This window comes from Acidimicrobiales bacterium, from assembly GCA_016794585.1.
Lineage (GTDB): Bacteria > Actinomycetota > Acidimicrobiia > Acidimicrobiales > DATDAH01 > JAEUJM01.
In genome coordinates, this window is the sequence record JAEUJM010000026.1 from 269,202 (window position 1) to 286,277 (window position 17,076).

Below are 17,076 nucleotides of genomic sequence, written 5' to 3' on the forward strand. Positions count from 1 at the left end.
CTCCATCGGCAGTTACGGTCGGGTCCGTGAGCCGTCGATTCTCCACCGACACCGCCGTCACCCCGCTGGGCGAGGGGCGCTACGGCGCCCGCATCGACCCGGGGTGGTGGATCGAGCGAGGACCCAACGGCGGCTACGTCGCCGCGTTGGTCCTCCGAGCCATGAGCACGGCCGTGGACGACCCCCACCGTCCCGCCCGGTCACTCACCGTGCACTACCTGCGGCCGCCCCACGAGGGCGACGCCGAGGTCGTCGTCACCGTCGAGCGGACGGGCCGGACCCTCACCAACGTGTCGGCCCGCCTCGAGCAGGACGGGCGCCTGCTGGCCACCGCTCTCGCCGCCTTCGCCGACGCCCGTCCCGGGCCCGAGTTCTCGGACGCGCCGATGCCCGCCGTCGCCGGCCCTGACGAGGTGGTCATCCTCCCCGAGCCGCCCATCACCATCCCGATGCGCGCCCGCTACGAGAGCCGCTTCGCCATCGGCCCGCTGCCGTTCTCTGGCGCGGGTGAGGCCGAGTCGGGCGGATGGATCCGGCTGGCACCCGACGAAGCGGACGGTGAGGTGGTCGACGAGCACCTCCTGGCGGCTTTCACCGACGCCTGGATCCCGGCGGTGTTCTCGAAGGTGGTCGGGCGCCTCGGGGTGCCGACCGTCGACCTCACCATCCACTTCCGCAACCCCGGTGTGACCGTCGCCGCCGACCAGTTCTGCCTCACCCGCTTCCACACCCGCTCCGCGGCGGAGGGGTTCCTCGAAGAGGACGGCGAGATCTGGAGCCCTGACGGTGTGCTGCTGGCCCAGTCCCGCCAGCTCGCCGTCGTCCTGTCGGGCTGACGGAGCCTGGGACGGCTCGCTGGATCAGCCGGCGCGCTCGTAGGTGACGGTGAAGGCCGCGCTGGTGGCGGCGAGGCGCGACACCGTGTCGAGGAGGCTGGCGCCGTTGGTCTCGTCGGGGCCCACGAAGTCCGCCGCGTTGGGCTGGAGCACGTAGACGGTGAACACGTAGTTGTGGAGCTCGCCCTCCGGCGGGCAGGGGCCGTCGTAGTCCTGGTTGCCGAAGTCGTTGGGGTAGACCACCGCGCCCGCGGGGACCGAGTCGGCGGCGAGCTCGGTGGTGGTCGGGGGGATGAAGGCGACCACCCAGTGGACGAAGTCGCCGGCGTCGGGATCGGTCAGGGCGAGGACCAGGCTCTCCGCGGTCGCGGGCACCTCGGCGATGGTGAGCGGCGGCGAGACGTCCTGGCCGTCGCAGGTGAAGCGGACCGGTAGGGAGCCGTTGACCGCGACCACGGGGCTGCTCAGGGACAGGAACGGCGCCAACGTGGTGGGGGCCGCGGTGGTCGGCGGGGTGGTCGCGGTGAGGTCGGGATCGGGCTCGGCCAGCTGGCGGCCGTCGCTGCTGCTGCACGCAGCCACGGTGAGGGCCAACGCGAGGAGGGCCACGGCGCAGCCGAGACGGCGGGGACGGGGGAGCGGGGCACGCATCGGCGGGCAAGTGTCGCAGGTCCCGAGGCCGGAGTGCACCAGACTGGCCGCGATGGCCCGCCGCGCTCGGCTCCCCAAGGGCTTCCCCGCCCTCTTCGGGCCGGACGTGGCCGACGTCCGGCAGAGCCTCGTCGCGCTCGCGCTCAACACCAGCACCAGCCTCGTGGCCGGCGCCTTCCTCGGCGCCATCACCACCACCTTCGAGGACCTCCCCGGGCTGCTGGTACTCGTGCCCGCGGCCATCGGCCTGCGGGGCAACATCTTCGGCGCCTTCGGCAACCGCATCAGCACCTCCATCCACGCCGGCGGCTTCCGCCTCTCGATGCGCCGCGAGACGGTGCTCGGCCAGAACGTGCTGGCCGCGGGTGTGCTCACCCTCGGGATCTCCCTGCTGCTGGCCGTGGTCGTGAAGGTCATCGCCGTGGGCCTGGGGTTGGCCAACTCCATCTCGTTCCTCGACCTCGCCCTGGTCTCGGTCGTCGGCGGCGTCCTGGCGTCGGTGCCCGTCATGGCCGCCACGGTCGGCCTCGCCGCCGGCGCCGTGCGCTACGACTGGGACCTCGACAACGTGACCGCCCCCCTGGTCTCGACCCTCGGTGACGTGCTCACCCTGCCGGCGCTGTTCCTCGCCACGGGACTGCTGGGGTACGCCATCGTCACGCCGACGCTCGGGGTCGTCGCCGTGGTCCTCGCCGCCGTCGTCCTCGTGCTCGGATGGCGGGTCGAGCTGCCCGACCTGCGCCGCATCGTGCGGGAGTCCGTGCCTGTGCTGCTGGCCGCCGGCACCTTGAGCGCGATGGCGGGCGTGGCCCTCGAGAAGAGCTTCGACTCCTTCTCGCGCTATCCCGCCCTGCTCATCCTGGTCCCGGCGCAGCTCAGCTCTGCGGGGGCACTGGGCGGCATCCTCTCCGGGCGCCTGTCGAGCAAGCTGCTCCTCGGTGTGGTGTCGCCGACGCCGGCGCCGTCACGTGAGGCCCGCCGCGACATCGGGCTCGTCCTGGCCCTCGCCGTGCCGGTGTACCTGTTCAACGCCGTCGGCGCCGAGGTGGTGGGCGACCTGCTCGGCCAGGACAGCCCGGGCCTGGTGTCGATGATCGCGGCGGCGATGGTCGGCGGCGCGGTGGCCATGGCCCTCGTGGTGGCCATCGCCTACTACGCCGCCATCGCCGCCGTGCGCACCGGCCTCGACCCCGACACCTACGGCATCCCCATCGTGTCCTCCGGCGTCGACCTCGTCGGCGCCTTCGCCCTCGTCGTCGCCATCAGCGCCCTCGGGATCACGTAATGGCGGGCAAACCGTTCAATCCGCATCGTTCAACCTCATCTACGCTCGGAAGGGCTCAGCACCATGGATGACAGACATCGCAACCTGCGCACCATGATCTCGGAGGCGAAGGACACCTCCGAGCTGATGGTGGACCTCGCCTACGCGGCGCTGTACTTCGGCGACCCCGACATGGCCGACGAGGTCACCGAGCTCGAGGAGCGGATGAGCGACCTCATCCACGACATGCGCGCCGTGTGCATCATGGCCGTGCGGGCGCCCCGTGAGGCCGAGTCGATGTCGTCGGTGCTCCAGGTGATCGGCGCCATCGAGGGCATCGCCAACGGGGCCGTCGACATCGCCCGCATCGTCACCCACAACCTGGGCATCCCCCGAGAGCTGGTGGCCGACCTCTCGATGGCCGAGGAGGTGTCCCACCGGGTCATGGTTCGTGACGGCTCGCACATGGCCCACCGGCCCCTCGCCGCCCTCGAGCTGCCCGTCGCCACCGGCATGCGGGTCATGGCCATCCGCCGCGACCGGGACTGGAACATCGACGTCGACGGCGACGACGTGCTCGTACCCGGTGACGTGCTCTTCCTCGAGGGCTCGCCGGCGGGCATCACCCGCCTGCGCGAGCTGGCCAACGCGCCGCTGTGGGAGCCGGCATCGCCGCCCGAGGACGGCACCGTGGACGACCTCGACCGGGCCGTGGACGTGCTCGTGGAGATGAAGAACATCTCCGAGGTGGCCGTCGGCCTCGCCTACTCGGCCCTCGTGCTGCGCGACGTCGGCCTCGCCGCCGAGGTGCGCCACCTCGAGGACCGCCTCGACGAGATGAAGGACCGCCTCGAGCTCTGGGTGCTTCGGGCGGCCGCCGACGACATCGACCCCTCGCCCCTGCGGGGCCTGCTGCACCTCTCCCAGGCCGCCGAGTACATCGGCGACCAGGCCCAGTCGATGGTGTGGATCATCGAGCAGGAAGAGGACGTCCACCCCATCTTGAACATCGCCCTGGGCGACTCGGACGAGGTGGTGATGCAGGTGCCGGTGGCCGAAGGATCGATGGCCGACGGGGCGTCGCTGTCCGAGCTGGGCCTCGACATCGAGCCCGGCTACCACGTGCTGGCCGTCCGGCGGGATAACCGCTACCTCTACCGCCCCCGGGGTCACGTCCGCCTCCAGGCCGGCGACCAGATCATCGCCGCCGGCCCCGACGAGGGCCGCTCCCACCTGGCCGAGCGCTGCGGCTGGCGGCTCCGCCACGATGACGAGACCGGCGAGAGCGAGCTCCTCCCCGCCGAACGGGTCTAGCGCCAGCGGGCCGGCTGTCTGGCAGCTTCCATGTCCGATGTCAGCGGTCGTGAGGCGCGTCGAGTGTCAGAGGGTGTCGGTAGGTTCAGTTCGTGCCTCGGCCACTGCCCCTGCGACCTGATGTGCCACCGGAGGACACAACAGTGGTGCTTCGGGCGGGTCTGATGGCGAGCGAGAGCATGGTGCGGGCGGCCGAACGCACCTTTGCGGTCTATGCCGTGTACGGGATCTCCGTCGAAGGGGTGCTCGACCGGACGGTGCAAGAGGCGTGTCGAGGGGAACGACTCGTTGGCTACCGGCGTGTCCGACTTTCGACCTTCGGTCGGGTGAGGGAGGCCGGCTTCGCGCTTCTCGCGACCTTCGACCAACCGCACTTCACCCTGGTGCTGGCTGATCTGACGGAACTGAGCCTGGCCAGGCTCGACAGGTGCTTCGACGAGCCCATCCCCAACCCGGGCCGTCCGCCCGAGCGGTAGCCTTGGTCCTTGAAAGGAGGCCAGCGTGACGGATGATCCACAGGTTGCAGTCGACTTCATGGACATGACCGACGATGGCCACCTATGGGCTCGGGCTGTCGACGCACGGCCCGGGGTGGAGATCGTCGTCGGCCGCCATGTCGTCGTCGGCGACGAAGGTGCCGACCCGAAGGTCGCTCGTGTCGTCACCATCGATGCGGAGGGGAACATCGAACTCGAGGTGCTGCAGGGCAGCGTCGAGTCCCATGCGGACTTGCTGACTCCAGCCTGACGTCGCTCTCTGAACCGGCGCATCCGGCCCGACCGGACGGACACATGGCGCCCGGGCACGGGCTCAGTGGTTGACGGATACATACGGAGTATGCATACTCCGTAACCAATGACGATCCGGGCCGCCCTCCTGCAGCTGCTCGACGAGCGCGAGTGCCACGGCTACCAGCTCAAGGTCGAGTTCGAGGCCCGGACCGGGGGACTCTGGCCACTGAACGTCGGCCAGGTGTACACGACGCTGGATCGACTGGTTCGGGACGGGATGGTGGCCGAGGACGGCACCGCCGATGCGAAGCAGCGGACCTACCGCATCACCGAGGACGGGCGCAGCGAGGTGAAGGCGTGGCTGAGCGCGTCGAGCGCCGACGCCACGCCGCCACGGGACGAGCTGATCATGAAGGTGCTGCTCGCCATCGGCTCCGGGCACGACGAGGCGATGCAGGTCATCGACGATCAGCGCAGCACCTTGCTGTCGGTGCTGCAGATGGGACGACGCCGGCAACGGGCGATCGGCGACCCGACCAGTGCCGAGGCGCTGGCGCAGGACGCACGGCTGTCCCGAGTCGAGGCGGACGTCCGTTGGCTGGACCGGTGTGAGGAACGACTGCGGGCGGCTACTCCTGAGGAGGGGACCCGATGACCGAGGACGAGACCGGCGCGACCACGTCGCCGACGCTGGCGATGAGCGACGTGGTCAAGCGATTCGGGTCGGGTGCCACCGAGGTGCGGGCCCTCACCGACGTGTCGCTCACGGTGGAGGCGGGGGAGTTCGTGGCTGTCATGGGACCCTCCGGGTCGGGCAAGTCCACGCTGTTGCACGTGGCCGGCGGGTTGGAGCGGCCCGAGGCGGGTCGGGTGCAGGTCCAAGGCATCGACCTGGCGGACCTGGATGCCGCGGGGCTGGCCACGATGCGGCGGCGTGACGTGGGCTACGTCTTCCAGCGCCTGAACCTGGTCCCGACCCTGACCGCCGTCGAGAACGTGGCCCTGCCCTTGGAGCTCGATGGCATGGGCCATCGCAGGGCCCGCCGCGAGGCGATGGAGGCTCTCGGCCGCGTGGCGGTGGATGGTCCGCTCGACCGCTATCCAGACGACCTGTCCGGCGGACAGCAGCAACGAGTGGCCATTGCCAGAGCCATCGTTGGCGACCGGCGCCTCCTCCTGGCCGACGAGCCGACAGGGGCGCTCGATTCAGTGACCGCCGATGCGGTGATCGAGCTGCTCGCCACCCTCGTGCAGGAGCGACACTGTGCCCTCGTCTTGGTGACGCACGAACCCCGGTTCGCCTCCTGGGCCGACCGGATCGTGCGGGTGCGTGACGGGCGACTCACCGAGGAGACCCGACCCTCCGGGATCGGCGACGAGATCGAGGCGGCCACACGGTGAGGACGGTGCTCGCCCGGGCCCGGGTGGGACTGCGCCTCGCCCGCCGGGAGGCGCGGCGACGTCCGTGGCGGACACTGCTCGTGGTGCTCCTCGTGCTGGTGCCGACGGCGGGGATGACCATCGGCGTGACCCTCTTCCGCACCAGCGAGTGGACGGCGGCGGATCGGCGTCTCGCTGAGTTCGGGAGCGCCGATGCCTTCGCGTGGCCCAACGAGCACGGGATCCACAACGACCTGGCGTCCTTGGCGGCAGCCCTACCGGCAACGACACGCGTCGTGGCGGACCGGCGGTACGAAGACCGGATCCGGATGCCCGAACACAGCTCGCACGTGCAGATGAGTGATCTTCCCCTCGACGATCCGATGATGCGCGGACGGTTCGACCTCCTGGATGGCCGGCTCGTCGAGGCCGGCGACGAGATCGTGGTCACCGATTGGCTGGCGCACGCACTGGACCTCGACGTGGGCGACACGGTCCGTCCCCAGCAGCGGGGTGACCTCCTCCGAGTGGTCGGCGAGGTGCGTGGTCGCTCCGGTCGCTACCTGGACGACCAACGAAGCGCCTACGTGCTGTCGCTGGGCGAGCCGGCAACCGTGCGCCGCACGTACCTCGACCTCCCTGGTGATCGTTCCCTCTGTCCCGATCCCGATGATGTCGGGTCGGCCCCCTGCAACCGGTCAGTACCTGGCTGGAACATCCAGGCGCTTGAAGTGGGCGGATCGCTCACCAAGACCGACGGCGTCTCCTACACCTACCTTGGGGGCGCGATCGCGTTGATGGCGCTCGGCACGGTCATCGCCGCCGCCTTCACGATCGGCGCTCGCCGCCAACTGCACACCGTCGGCCTGCTCTCGTCGACCGGCGCGGCCCCGTCGTCCGTGCGGTGGTTCCTCGTCGCGCAGGGATTTCTCGCCGGCCTCCTGGGCTCGATCGCCGGCGTGCTGCTCGTGGTGGCCGGGTCGCGCTTCGTGCCCGACCTGGTCCTCTCGAAGGTGGTGAACCGCCCGGTGGGTGGCCCCGTGTTCCGTCTCGCCGACCTCGCCCCGATCGTCGTCATCGGCACCTTGGCGGCGATGGTGGCGGCGTGGGTGCCAGCACGTTCCGCAGCGAGGATGTCCGTGTTGCAGGCGCTTTCCGGCCGTCGCCCACTCGCCGCGGTCCCGAGGCGCCTGCCCCTGTTCGGGTCGGTGGCGATGGTCGCGGGCTGCGGTCTCGTGGCCCTCGGCGTCATGGGCAATGGCGGCACCTCGCAGTCCGGTGACGTCTGGGTGCTGGTGTCGATCGGCGGCACGGTGGCCGTCTTCGTCGGCGTCTTGGCGCTGTCGCCGTGGGCCATCGCATTGGTCGGTCGACTCACCGCGTCGGCATCGTCCAGCAGCCGCTTGGCCGGCCGCAGCCTGGCTCGCTCGCGCACCCGGTCGAGTGCGGTGGTCGCCGCGATCTGCGTGGTTGCGGCGACGTTGTTGGGCACCGCCAGCCTGTTGACCAGCCTGTCCCAGGACGAGCTCTTCGAGTACGACACCCTCCCTTCGCTGGCCGGAAACCTCGTCGCCGTCGGCGGGCGTGACGGCCCGGCTCGAGACGAGGCCGTCGACCTCGTTCAGGCGGTTCTGCCCGAGGCGTCCACCGCAACGGTGCACGAGCTCGCGGTCGCCACGGCCGGCGGCGAGACGACACACCTCGAGACCGGCTTCACCCGGAACACGCCGAACGGCGGCTTCGAGGCGCTCTATGCCGGGGAGGGCGTGGCCATCGCCACGCCGGAGGTGCTCGACCTCTACGAGGTGCCCGACGACCTGCGTGCGGTCCTTGTTGACGGCGAGGCGGTGTCGGTCGTGCGCGCACCGGACGATGTGACCGACGTCGAACTTTCGATGGAGGAGGACGGGACCGTGGAACCGCCGCGGGAGACGATCCCGCTCGGCGGATCGTTCGACAGTCCGAGTGCGTCCTACTCGCTTCCCAGCCTCTTGGTGTCCAGGGAGGTGGCGGAAGCGCTCGGCTTGTCCGAGTCGCCGGACGCACGAATAGTGGTGGCGAACGACGAAACGCTGAACGACGCCGAACGACGAGCGGTCGAACTGGTTGCCGACGACGCTGCGTGGGCCGAGCAGGTCGATCCCACGACGCCCCATGTCGCTGTGGCGGTCGGGACCGACGACTTCTTCGTCACCCCCACCCAGGTGCGCAGCCTCGTGTTCGGGGTCGCGGCCTTGCTCGTCGCCGCCGTGATCGCGATCGGCTTGGCCCTCGCCGCCAAGGACGGTGAAGAGGAGACAGCGGTCCTCCGTGCGGTGGGGGCGTCGCCCCGGACCCTGCGGCGGGTGGGCGCCCTGCGTCCCGCGCTCTTGATGCTGACGGCATCGCTCATCGCCCTGCCCGCCGGCCTGCTGCCGGCGTGGGCGGTGTTTGCCGCCTCGGAGGGGGATCGGTCCTGCATCGTGGTGCAAGACACGACCACGATCTATGGCGGCGGCGGGTGCGAGCCGTTCGGGCTCGGGTTCCGACCAGACGTCCCCACGCTGGTGCTGCTCCTCGCCGCGCCTCTGCTCGTCGCGGCCGTCACGCTCTCCGCCGGCTGGCTGCGCGACCTCGCCCGCCCCGCCCGCCCGTCGTCCTTCGCCCTCGCGGAGTGACCCCCCAAACTTGGCGCGTCTGCCTACCTCAGTGGTAGGCGGACGCGCCGAGTTCGTGTCAGATGTAGCCGCGGAGCCGGCTGGCCGTCGCCACCCGGTCGATGCCGATGGCGTAGGCGGCGTGGCGCATCGAGGTGCGCTGCTCCTCGCGCATGAGGCGGGTGTCCTCGTAGGCGCGGCGCATGCGCTGGTGGAGGCGACGGTTGAACTCGTCCTCCTCCCAACGGAACTGCTGGATGTTCATCGACCACTCGAAGTACGAGCCGACCACGCCGCCGGCGTTGGCGAGGATGTCGGGGATGACGTCGATGCCGCGGGACCAGAGGACCTTGTCGGCCGCGGGGGTCACCGGGTAGTTGGCGGCCTCGAGGACCACCCGGGCCTGCACGTCAGCGGCGTTCTCGGCGGTGATGGCCCGCCCGAGTGCGGCCGGGATGAGGACGTCGCAGTCGATGGCCAGCAGGGCCTCGTTGTCGATGTGGTCGGCGCCGTCGATCTCGATCATGGGACGCCCCTGCTCGGCGAGCTCGAGGAGCTTGGTGACGTCGAGGCCCTGGGAGTCGTGGAGGCCCCCGGTGACGTCGGAGACGGCCACCACGATGGCGCCGCGCTCGTCCAGCTCTCGGGCCGCCCACGAGCCGACGTTGCCGAACCCCTGGATGGCGACGCGGGTGCCCTCCAAGGTGAAGCCGTGCTCCTCGGCGTAGGCCTCGAGCACGTAGACGCAGCCCCGGCCGGTGGCCGCCTCGCGGCCGTGGGCTCCGCCGAGGGCGACGGGCTTGCCGGTGACGATGGCGGGCTCGTAGCCGTTGAGGTCACCCCACTCGTCCATCATCCACGCCATCACCTGGGCGTTGGTGTTGACGTCGGGGGCGGGGATGTCGCGGTAGACGCCGAGCACGCTGCTGATGACGCCCGTGAAGCGACGGGTCAGGCGCTCGAGCTCGAGCGGGTTCAGTTGGTGGGGGTCGATCTGCACGCCGCCCTTGGCCCCACCGAAGGGCACGTCGAGCAGCGCCGTCTTCCAGCTCATCAGCGCGGCGAGGGCACGGATCTCGTCGAGGTCCACCGTCGGGTGGAACCGGATGCCGCCCTTGCAGGGCCCCCGGGCATCGTTGTGCTGGACCCGATAGCCGCGGGCCACGATGAGACCACCGTCCTCGAGGCGGACGGGCACCTGGGCATCGACCTCGCGGAACGAGCCACGCAGGACCGCTCGCATCTCGTCGTCGAGGTCGATCAGGTCGGCGGCCTCGTCGAAGTAGGCCGTGACGGCCTGGTGGGCGGTGAGCTCGGTCATGCGGAACCCCTTTGTTCCGTGTCCCGGCCGCCCTCAGGGACTGCTAGCGAGCGGGTGGTGGCGCCGATGGCGCCGGAGGCGGCCCGCCCTCTTCCTTCCCGTTGAAGAGCTCGGCGATGCCGCCGATCGATCCCATCACCCCGGCCATGTCGGCGGGCAGGAAGATCTTGGTGGCGCGGCCGTTGGCGATGCCCTGGAGCGCCTCGAGGTACTTGATGGCCAGCAGGTCGGGCGTGGGGTTGCCCTCGTGGATGGCGGCGTAGACGCTGCGCACCGCCTCGGCCTGGCCCTCGGCCACGGTGAGCTGGCGGTACTTCTCGGCGTCGGCCACGGCGCGGGTGGCCTCGGCCTGGCCCTGTGCGTCGAGGATGGCCTTCTGCTTGTTGCCCTCGGCGTCGAGGATCTGGGCCTGCTTGAGGCCCTCCGCCTGGGCAATGGCCGCCTCCCGTTGGCCGTCGGCGGTGGTGACCACCGCTCGGCGGGTGCGCTCGGCCTTCATCTGCTCGTGCATGGCCGCCATGACGTCCGGTGGCGGGTCGATGCGCTGGATCTCGACCCGAGCGACCCGCACGCCCCACTTGTCGGTGGCGTCGTCGAGGATCTGGCGCAGGGCCAGGTTGATGCTGTCGCGCGAGGTGAGGGCGGCGTCGAGCTCCATGTCGCCGATCAGGTTGCGCAGGTTGGTCTGGGCCAGCTTCGTGATGGCGAGCAGGAAGTTGGCCACGTTGTAGATCAGGCGCTGCGGGTCGCTCGGCTCGTAGTAGATGACGGCGTCCACCGACACCACCACGTTGTCCGAGGTGATGACCTCTTGCGGGGGCACGTCGACCACCTGCTCGCGCATGTCCACGAGGCGCATGGTCTGGATGAACGGCAGGATCATGTGCAGGCCGGGATCGACCGTCTGCTTGTACTTGCCGAGCTGCTCGATGATGCCCCGCTGGTAGGGGCGGACGACCTTGATGGTGCTGGCCGCCACGATGAGCAGGCCGACGGCCAGGACCCCCAGGACGACGGCGATTGCGGCAGCGCTCATTGGTGTGCTCCTCGGGTCAGTCGGATGGGGACGGCGGGAGGGCCTCGGCGGGGAACACGACCACGCGCGTGCCCCGGATCTCGACCACCTTCACGGGCGTGCCCACCGGGATGGCAGCACCGTCACCGCTCTCGGCCCGCCACTCCTCGCGGTCGATGCGGACGGTGCCGAGGTCGTTGGCGCCGTCGATGGCCTCGATCACCTTCGCAGGCTGGCCGATCAGGCGCTTGGAGCCGATGCCGTCCGTGGGCTCGGTGCGGTCGAGGCGACGCGCCAGCGCACGGAAGCCGGCGAGCGCCACGAGCGAGACGATGATGAACACGGCGATCTCGGCGGCGACCGGGACACCGGCGAAGGCCAGCACGGTGGCGACGGCGGCGCCGATGGCGAAGGGCAGGAGGAAGAACGTGCCGGGCGCGGCCAGCTCGCCCAGCGCGAAGACGGCCGCTGCCGCCAACCAGATCCACCGCCACGACTCGGGCTCCACGCATCCGAATCTAACGGGATGGAAGGTTCGGCGCGCCGGACCTGCGGGTAGCTTGCCCTCCGATGAGCGCGCCCCTGTCTCTCCTCACAGTTCACGCCCACCCCGACGACGAGGCGTCCAAGGGCGCCTCGACGGTGGCCAAGTACAAGGCCGAGGGGGTGCACACCACGCTCGTGTGCTGCACGGGCGGCGAGGCCGGCGACATCTTGAACCCGGCCATGGACACCCCCGAGGTGCGGGCCCGCATCGACGAGGTGCGCCGCGACGAACTGGCGCTCGCCGCGCAGCTCATCGGCTACGACCGGGTCGCGATGTTGGGCTACCGGGACTCGGGTATGCCCGACACCCCCGAGAACGAGGATCCTCGCTGCTTCGCCAAGGCCGACTTCGACGAGGCCGTCGGACGGCTGGTCGAGGTGATCCGCGCCGAGCGTCCCCAGGTGATCGTCACCTACGCCGACGACCAGGAGGGTTACCCGCACCCCGACCACCTCCAGGTACACGACATCAGCGTCCCCGCCTTCGAGGCGGCCGGCGACCCCGACGCCTACCCCGACCTCGGGGCACCGTGGCAGCCCCAGAAGCTGTACTACGTCGTCTGGTCCCGGGCCCGCATGCTGGCCACCCACGCCAAGTTCACCGAGCTCGGTCTCGAGTCGCCCTTCACCGAGCAGTGGTTCGAGCGCCCCAGCCAGGACCACCGCATCACCACCCAGGTGCCCACCGACGGCTATCAGGACGTGCGCCTCGAGGCGCTGCTGGCCCACGCCACCCAGGTCGACCCGGCGTCGCCGTTCTGGTTCGGGCTGCCCCGCGAGGTGAGCCGCGAGATCCACCCGTTCGACGACTACATCCTCGCCAAGACCCTGGTCGACGTCCCGCCCTACGACGCCGAGCACCCCGAGACCGACCTCTTCGCCGGCCTCCGCCCCTGAGGGCGCCAGCCGTCGAGACGCCCAGATCGCCCGTTCTGGGTACTCGTGTGTGTTCTGCAGAACACACACGAGTACCCAGAAGCCAGGAGGTGCGACGAGCGCGTAGGGCGTCAGCCGGCTTGTTGGAGGGCGCGCAGCTCGCGGAAGCCGATGAGGGTGGCGCCGGCTGCGGCCACGTCGGCGGCGAGGCCGGCACGGTCGGTGAGGTAGTCGTGGTCGTCCACCCGGGCGACCCAGTCGGGGGCGATGGCCCGCAGTTCGGGGGTGTCGGCGGCGGGGTGCAGGTAGACCTCGGTGACGCCGGGGCGCAGGCCGCTCAGCACCGAGGCGATGGCGCCGCGGCTGCCGAGACCCTGGACGTACACGAAGTGGTCGGGGAACACCACGCCCTCCTCGGCGGCCAGGCGACGGAAGGGGAAGCCCACGGCCCGCTCGGTGGATCCGCCCGACAGGCGCAGGGGCAGGCCGAAGTCCACGGCCAGCTCGAGGTAGATGTCGAAGAACTCGGGGCGCAGCTGCAGCGTGCCCATGTGCGAGTCGAGGTGGGTGACGTCGAAGCCCCACAGGATGGCCCGCTCGACCTGGGCGCGGCACTCGCGGCGGGCCTCGTCGAGGTCGGCGTGGTCCCACGTGTCGGTGACGGTGCGCGGGAAGCCACCGTCGCCGTCGAGCAGGGACGGGGCCTGGGTGATGGGGCCCCACCGGTAGACGTCGTACTCGGCGTTGAGGGTGAGGTGGACCCCGACGTCCTCGCCCCGGTAGCGGGCGGCGGCCTCGCGGGCCCACGGCGCCGGCACCATCAGCGAGGCACTGGTGGCGGCGCCGTCGCGGAGAGCCTCGTACACGCCGACGTTGGCCGCGTGGCTGGCGCCGAGGTCGTCGCAGTTGACGATGAGCAGCCGGTCGTCGGGGCCGTGCCCCAGCCGTTCGACGAGCGGGCGGTCGGCGAGCGGGTTGTCGACGGGGCTCGTCACGGCCCCAACGCTAACGAACGGGGACGTCGGGACCTCCGCATGCGCCCCACAACCCGCGACCCTCGACCCGGGCCGTGCTGACCGCCTGGGCCAGCTCGGCGGCATGGGCCCCGTTGGGAGCGATGTCGAGGACGTCGGCGTACCCGTCCTCGGCCAGCGACCGGTTCACGAAGAGGTCGTCCTCGGCCCGGTAGACGTAGGCCAGCAGTCGCCCGTAGCGGTCTCGGGCCTCGACGTCGCGCACCAGGTGCACCTCGGTGCCCTCGGGCAGCAGCTCGGCGGTGCGGGCCGACGCCTCCGCGCCGAAGCACTCGACCGGCTTGGTGGGGTGGTGGGTCTCCGGCGTGTCGATGCCGAGCATTCTCACGGGCTCGACGGCGCCGCCGAAGTCGACGTCGATGGTGTCACCATCGGTCACCGAGACGACGGTGGCGGCGCCGTCGACCGGCGCCGCCCGCGACGGCGCGCAGGCGGCGAGTAAGAGCAGAGCGGCGACGAGGATGCGGCGCACGAGAGCCTCCAGTGGTCACAGGAGTGGAGGTGGTGCGCCCACCACGAGGCCTTCGGCGTCCCGCCAGTGTGCCCGAGGGTTGTGACAGTGAGCTGTCAGCCGGCGATCCGGCTGAAGAAGGGCGCGGTGGGTGGAAGATCAGCGCCAGCGGGCCATCCGGTGATGGCGTCGCCGGCCAGGACGCCGGCCATCGTCGGCACGAAGATCGGCTCGATCTCACGCCACTGGTTCGTGACGTACTCGTAGACCACCGCTCGCTCCGGCAGCGTGCCGCTGGTGGACTCCGCGAAGACGATCTCGTCGCCGCGGCCGAGGTCGAGCGAGAAGGCACCGTCGAACGGTTGGGGCGGCGCCTCGATCCACTCGTCAGAGGCGCCGGCAGCGGTGGTCGAGTGGGCGTGGGCGTCCTGGGCCGTGCCGTTGTGCACCAGCGCGAAGTCGTCGCCGCATGCAATCGCTGGATACAGCCGGCCCTCGTGGTCGACGGGGTCGAAGGCTGGCGTGGAGGTCCACGCCGCCTCGTCGGCGGCCAAGTCGTACAGGCGCAAGGACAATCCACCGGGCCCGTCGGCCGACCCGTCGCCCTCGCCTTCCTCCAGCGGTGGTGGGGAGGGCCCGTCGACCTGCGTCAGCTCGCCGTCCACGACAACCACGGTGTCGCCCGCCAGGCAGGTCGTGCGCACTCGCATCCCGGGTGACGGCAGCTGTGCCCAGGTGCGGGTGGCCACGTCGAACGTCCAGATCTCCCTGTTGTCGGACGGACCGAGCAAACCGACCACCCGTCCATCCGACGTCGTCCCCACCGGCTCGGCGTACCCGTTCACGAGGTTCGCCAGCTGTTCCGGGACGTCGATCGTGTCCCACTCGTCGGAGCCGAGGTCATAGGTGGCCGCGGCGTAGGTACCAGGCTCGCAGTAGTTCGACGAGTCCTCGGGGTCACGGAGACTATCGGGCGAACACGACGTGCCCACCACCACGACTTGGCCCCCGGACGCAATGGCCCAGGTGTACGAGCTGTTGAGCGGGAGGTCGAACGGGGGGTCGGCGGCAGGGAGGAACCGACGGGTGGTCGGATCCCACACGGCAGCATCGGTGCGTTCGCCGGGCAGGTGCGTCTCGTCGATGGGTGCGGTGGGATAGGGCGATCCGCCGTAGACGAACAGCCGATCGCCGGTCCATGCGAGAGCAGGCGACTGGCGGGCTGAGATCGTCGCGGTGGCCACCCGCGGTTCATTGGCGGACCCGCAGGCCGCAACGAGTGTCGCGATGGCGACCGCCACTGCGATGAGGGTTCCCCAGTGCGCGTGGAGGCTCCCTATGGTCGATCGAGATCTGATGGGTGTAGTTTGGCCGGGTTCGACGTGTCGATGCCGAGCAGGCGGACGGCCTCGACGTCGCCGCCGAAGTCCACGTCGATGGTGTCGCCGTCGCTGACGGCGGCGACCGTGGCGGTGCCGCTCGTCGGTGCGGCTCGGGTCGGTGTGCAGGCCGCGGTGGCGGCGAACAGCAGGGCGAAGGCGAACAGGGCGAGCAGGCGGGACATGGCGACCTCCGAAGAGTGAGACGTTGGAGGCGGTGCCGCCCACCGCGCGCCTGGCGACGTCACATCAGTCTGCCGTCGACCTCTGACAGCACGGCGCTCGTCGGTGTACAGACGCGTCTACCGACTGCTGGCGTAGGTTGCGCCGATGGCGGCGATCGTGACCGACAGGCGGGGGTGGGTGCGGGCACTCGGGCTGGTGGCGGCAGTCGGGTCGGCCGTGGCGGCGTGCGGGTCGGGCGTGGTGGTCGACGAGGGAGCGGCCTCCGAAGCGACGAGCACGACGGTCGCCGCGGAGGAGATCGAGATCCCGGTCGAGCCGCCGCCCGAGGTGGTGGTCACCCGTCGGGTGATCGGCGATACGCGCGAGCTGCGGTTGCACCCGGCCATCGGCGACGTCCAGTCCGTCGTGCTCGAGCAGACGACGCGCCAGACGGTGACCGAGGGCCTCCACCGGTTCGAGACCAGGACGGTCGTCCGGGCCGAGCAGACCTTCGTCGTCGGTCGGGTCCTCGGTGACCAGGTCGAGTACACGTCGACGTTCGACACGTACGAGGTCGTCCGTGCCGAGGGCCTGCCTCCGGCGGCGATCGACGACCTCGATGAGGTCGCGGAGGGGTTCGTCGGCGCGCAGATGAACGGCCGGATGGACAGCCGAGGTCGGGTCGTCGATCTGAAGATGACAGCACCTGTCGGTCTGCCCGACGAGATCCGGCCGATGTTCGTGCAGATGGTCGAGAGCCTCCGCAACGCGAGCGCGCTCTTCCCCGACGAGGCCGTCGGTGTCGGGGCCACCTGGGTGGTCGAGACCCCCCTCGAGATGAACGGGCTCGACCTGGGCCAGCGGACCACCTACGAGCTCGTCGAGCTGGGGGAGGACGACTACGTGCTCGAGGGCACGATCGAGCAGACCACCGACCGCCCCGGCTCGGTCGAGATGCCCGGGGTGCCTGCCGGGGCGGTGTCCATCGCCGAGTACTCGGTCGGCGGCACCGTCACCATCCGGGGCTCGTTCTCCCACATCCAACCCGGCACGAACACCGGGACGGCGACGGCGTCGGCCGACTTCGAGGTCGAGGCGCGTGACGGGTCCGAGGAGCGCTTCCGCCAGGACGTGACGGTGCGATCGGAGCACCGGGCCGACTGACGCGGCGCGCCTGCCGGCTGCGGCCCGCCGCGTGGCGCATCGCTGAAGGTCGCCTTGGGTAGGGCCGATAGGGACTCCTGGGGGTGACGACATGGACACGTGGGGTGATGTGACCGGGGTGATCGTGGTGGCCACGATGATCCGCGTCGGTTGGGCGCTGGCTCGGGCGGCGTGGAGCGAAGCGCCCGGTGTCCACCGCGACGTGGTGGTCGACCTGCGGGCCGAGGGCGCGCCCCGGCGCTGAGGCGGAGTGGGGCTGCTCAGCGCAGCCGTCCGCCACACCCGATTCTGGCGATCTCGGTCGCGTTCCCGT

The 17,076-nt window shown here is 70.7% G+C and carries 19 protein-coding genes; 11 read left to right on the forward strand and 8 right to left on the reverse strand.

Annotated elements, in window-relative coordinates; genetic code table 11:
* Nucleotides 1–26 precede the first annotated feature (26 nt).
* Nucleotides 27–836 carry a thioesterase family protein gene (locus tag JNK12_13805; GenBank protein MBL8777012.1) on the forward strand — a complete coding sequence of 270 codons (810 nt, stop codon included), beginning with the start codon at nt 27–29 and terminating at the stop codon, nt 834–836.
* 24 nt (nt 837–860) lie between these two features.
* On the opposite strand, the gene JNK12_13810 is transcribed toward JNK12_13805, so the two are convergent.
* A complete protein-coding gene (locus tag JNK12_13810; GenBank protein ID MBL8777013.1) occupies nt 861–1,487 on the reverse strand; it encodes a YbhB/YbcL family Raf kinase inhibitor-like protein in 627 nt (208 codons plus the stop codon).
* A gap of 52 nt (nt 1,488–1,539) precedes the next feature.
* Here JNK12_13810 and JNK12_13815 point away from each other — a divergent pair, with 52 nt between their 5' ends.
* From JNK12_13815 to JNK12_13845, 7 genes are all read left to right on the forward strand, one after another.
* Nucleotides 1,540–2,772 carry a magnesium transporter gene (locus JNK12_13815; protein MBL8777014.1) on the forward strand — a complete coding sequence of 411 codons (1,233 nt, stop codon included), beginning with the start codon at nt 1,540–1,542 and terminating at the stop codon, nt 2,770–2,772.
* 63 nt (nt 2,773–2,835) lie between these two features.
* The gene (locus tag JNK12_13820; protein MBL8777015.1) at nt 2,836–4,065 is read left to right on the forward strand and encodes a hypothetical protein; all 1,230 of its coding nucleotides are present in this window, start codon (nt 2,836–2,838) and stop codon (nt 4,063–4,065) included.
* 164 nt (nt 4,066–4,229) lie between these two features.
* Nucleotides 4,230–4,541, forward strand: coding sequence for a hypothetical protein (locus JNK12_13825; protein ID MBL8777016.1), 312 nt, complete (start codon nt 4,230–4,232; stop codon nt 4,539–4,541).
* Between the two features lie 25 nt (nt 4,542–4,566).
* Complete coding sequence (locus tag JNK12_13830) at nt 4,567–4,812, forward strand: hypothetical protein (GenBank protein MBL8777017.1); 246 nt, start codon at nt 4,567–4,569, stop codon at nt 4,810–4,812.
* 108 nt (nt 4,813–4,920) lie between these two features.
* Entirely contained in the window at nt 4,921–5,451 is a 531-nt protein-coding gene (locus JNK12_13835; GenBank protein MBL8777018.1) for a helix-turn-helix transcriptional regulator, read from the forward strand.
* Nucleotides 5,452–5,492: 41 nt separating this feature from the next.
* Nucleotides 5,493–6,197, forward strand: coding sequence for an ABC transporter ATP-binding protein (locus JNK12_13840; GenBank protein MBL8777019.1), 705 nt, complete (start codon nt 5,493–5,495; stop codon nt 6,195–6,197).
* Nucleotides 6,194–8,833: an FtsX-like permease family protein gene (locus JNK12_13845; protein ID MBL8777020.1), complete on the forward strand. Its 2,640-nt coding sequence runs from the start codon at nt 6,194–6,196 to the stop codon at nt 8,831–8,833. Before JNK12_13840 ends, JNK12_13845 begins: the two co-directional genes overlap by 4 nt.
* 58 nt (nt 8,834–8,891) lie before the next feature.
* Here JNK12_13845 and JNK12_13850 read toward each other — a convergent pair whose 3' ends face one another.
* From JNK12_13850 to JNK12_13860, 3 genes are all read right to left on the reverse strand, one after another.
* Nucleotides 8,892–10,055: a glutamate dehydrogenase gene (locus JNK12_13850; GenBank protein ID MBL8777021.1), complete on the reverse strand. Its 1,164-nt coding sequence runs from the start codon at nt 10,053–10,055 to the stop codon at nt 8,892–8,894.
* Between the two features lie 121 nt (nt 10,056–10,176).
* Nucleotides 10,177–11,169: an SPFH/Band 7/PHB domain protein gene (locus tag JNK12_13855; GenBank protein ID MBL8777022.1), complete on the reverse strand. Its 993-nt coding sequence runs from the start codon at nt 11,167–11,169 to the stop codon at nt 10,177–10,179.
* Nucleotides 11,170–11,185: 16 nt separating this feature from the next.
* A complete protein-coding gene (locus JNK12_13860; GenBank protein MBL8777023.1) occupies nt 11,186–11,656 on the reverse strand; it encodes an NfeD family protein in 471 nt (156 codons plus the stop codon).
* A gap of 62 nt (nt 11,657–11,718) precedes the next feature.
* Here JNK12_13860 and mca point away from each other — a divergent pair, with 62 nt between their 5' ends.
* Entirely contained in the window at nt 11,719–12,591 is an 873-nt protein-coding gene (mca, locus tag JNK12_13865; GenBank protein ID MBL8777024.1) for a mycothiol conjugate amidase Mca, read from the forward strand.
* Nucleotides 12,592–12,701: 110 nt separating this feature from the next.
* Here the strand turns inward: mca and JNK12_13870 are convergent, their stop codons facing one another.
* The 4 genes from JNK12_13870 to JNK12_13885 form a co-directional block, all read right to left on the reverse strand.
* Nucleotides 12,702–13,565, reverse strand: coding sequence for a polysaccharide deacetylase family protein (locus JNK12_13870; protein ID MBL8777025.1), 864 nt, complete (start codon nt 13,563–13,565; stop codon nt 12,702–12,704).
* Nucleotides 13,566–13,575: 10 nt separating this feature from the next.
* Nucleotides 13,576–14,076: a thermonuclease family protein gene (locus tag JNK12_13875; GenBank protein ID MBL8777026.1), complete on the reverse strand. Its 501-nt coding sequence runs from the start codon at nt 14,074–14,076 to the stop codon at nt 13,576–13,578.
* A 95-nt stretch (nt 14,077–14,171) separates the two neighbouring features.
* Entirely contained in the window at nt 14,172–15,299 is a 1,128-nt protein-coding gene (locus JNK12_13880; protein ID MBL8777027.1) for a hypothetical protein, read from the reverse strand.
* Nucleotides 15,300–15,391: 92 nt separating this feature from the next.
* Nucleotides 15,392–15,619 (reverse strand): hypothetical protein, encoded by a 228-nt coding sequence (locus JNK12_13885; protein MBL8777028.1) that lies wholly within the window; start codon nt 15,617–15,619, stop codon nt 15,392–15,394.
* A gap of 145 nt (nt 15,620–15,764) precedes the next feature.
* On the opposite strand from JNK12_13885, the gene JNK12_13890 reads away from it, so the two are divergent.
* A complete protein-coding gene (locus JNK12_13890) occupies nt 15,765–16,763 on the forward strand; it encodes a hypothetical protein (protein MBL8777029.1) in 999 nt (332 codons plus the stop codon).
* A gap of 91 nt (nt 16,764–16,854) precedes the next feature.
* Nucleotides 16,855–17,007, forward strand: a complete 153-nt coding sequence (locus JNK12_13895) for a hypothetical protein (GenBank protein MBL8777030.1) — start codon at nt 16,855–16,857, stop codon at nt 17,005–17,007.
* The last annotated feature ends 69 nt before the right edge of the window (nt 17,008–17,076 follow it).

Excerpts from the sequence above, each read along its gene's own strand:
- JNK12_13810 (MBL8777013.1), bottom strand. The coding sequence starts at position 1,487 with ATGCGTGCCCCGCTCCCCCGTCCCCGCCGTCTCGGCTGCGCCGTGGCC.
- JNK12_13815 (MBL8777014.1), top strand. The coding sequence starts at position 1,540 with ATGGCCCGCCGCGCTCGGCTCCCCAAGGGCTTCCCCGCCCTCTTCGGG.
- JNK12_13820 (MBL8777015.1), top strand. The coding sequence starts at position 2,836 with ATGGATGACAGACATCGCAACCTGCGCACCATGATCTCGGAGGCGAAG.
- JNK12_13825 (MBL8777016.1), top strand. The coding sequence starts at position 4,230 with ATGGCGAGCGAGAGCATGGTGCGGGCGGCCGAACGCACCTTTGCGGTC.
- JNK12_13835 (MBL8777018.1), top strand. The coding sequence starts at position 4,921 with ATGACGATCCGGGCCGCCCTCCTGCAGCTGCTCGACGAGCGCGAGTGC.
- JNK12_13840 (MBL8777019.1), top strand. The coding sequence starts at position 5,493 with ATGAGCGACGTGGTCAAGCGATTCGGGTCGGGTGCCACCGAGGTGCGG.
- JNK12_13850 (MBL8777021.1), bottom strand. The coding sequence starts at position 10,055 with ATGCGAGCGGTCCTGCGTGGCTCGTTCCGCGAGGTCGATGCCCAGGTG.
- JNK12_13855 (MBL8777022.1), bottom strand. The coding sequence starts at position 11,169 with ATGAGCGCTGCCGCAATCGCCGTCGTCCTGGGGGTCCTGGCCGTCGGC.
- mca (MBL8777024.1), top strand. The coding sequence starts at position 11,719 with ATGAGCGCGCCCCTGTCTCTCCTCACAGTTCACGCCCACCCCGACGAC.
- JNK12_13885 (MBL8777028.1), bottom strand. The coding sequence starts at position 15,619 with ATGTCCCGCCTGCTCGCCCTGTTCGCCTTCGCCCTGCTGTTCGCCGCC.
- JNK12_13890 (MBL8777029.1), top strand. The coding sequence starts at position 15,765 with ATGGCGGCGATCGTGACCGACAGGCGGGGGTGGGTGCGGGCACTCGGG.
- JNK12_13895 (MBL8777030.1), top strand. The coding sequence starts at position 16,855 with ATGGACACGTGGGGTGATGTGACCGGGGTGATCGTGGTGGCCACGATG.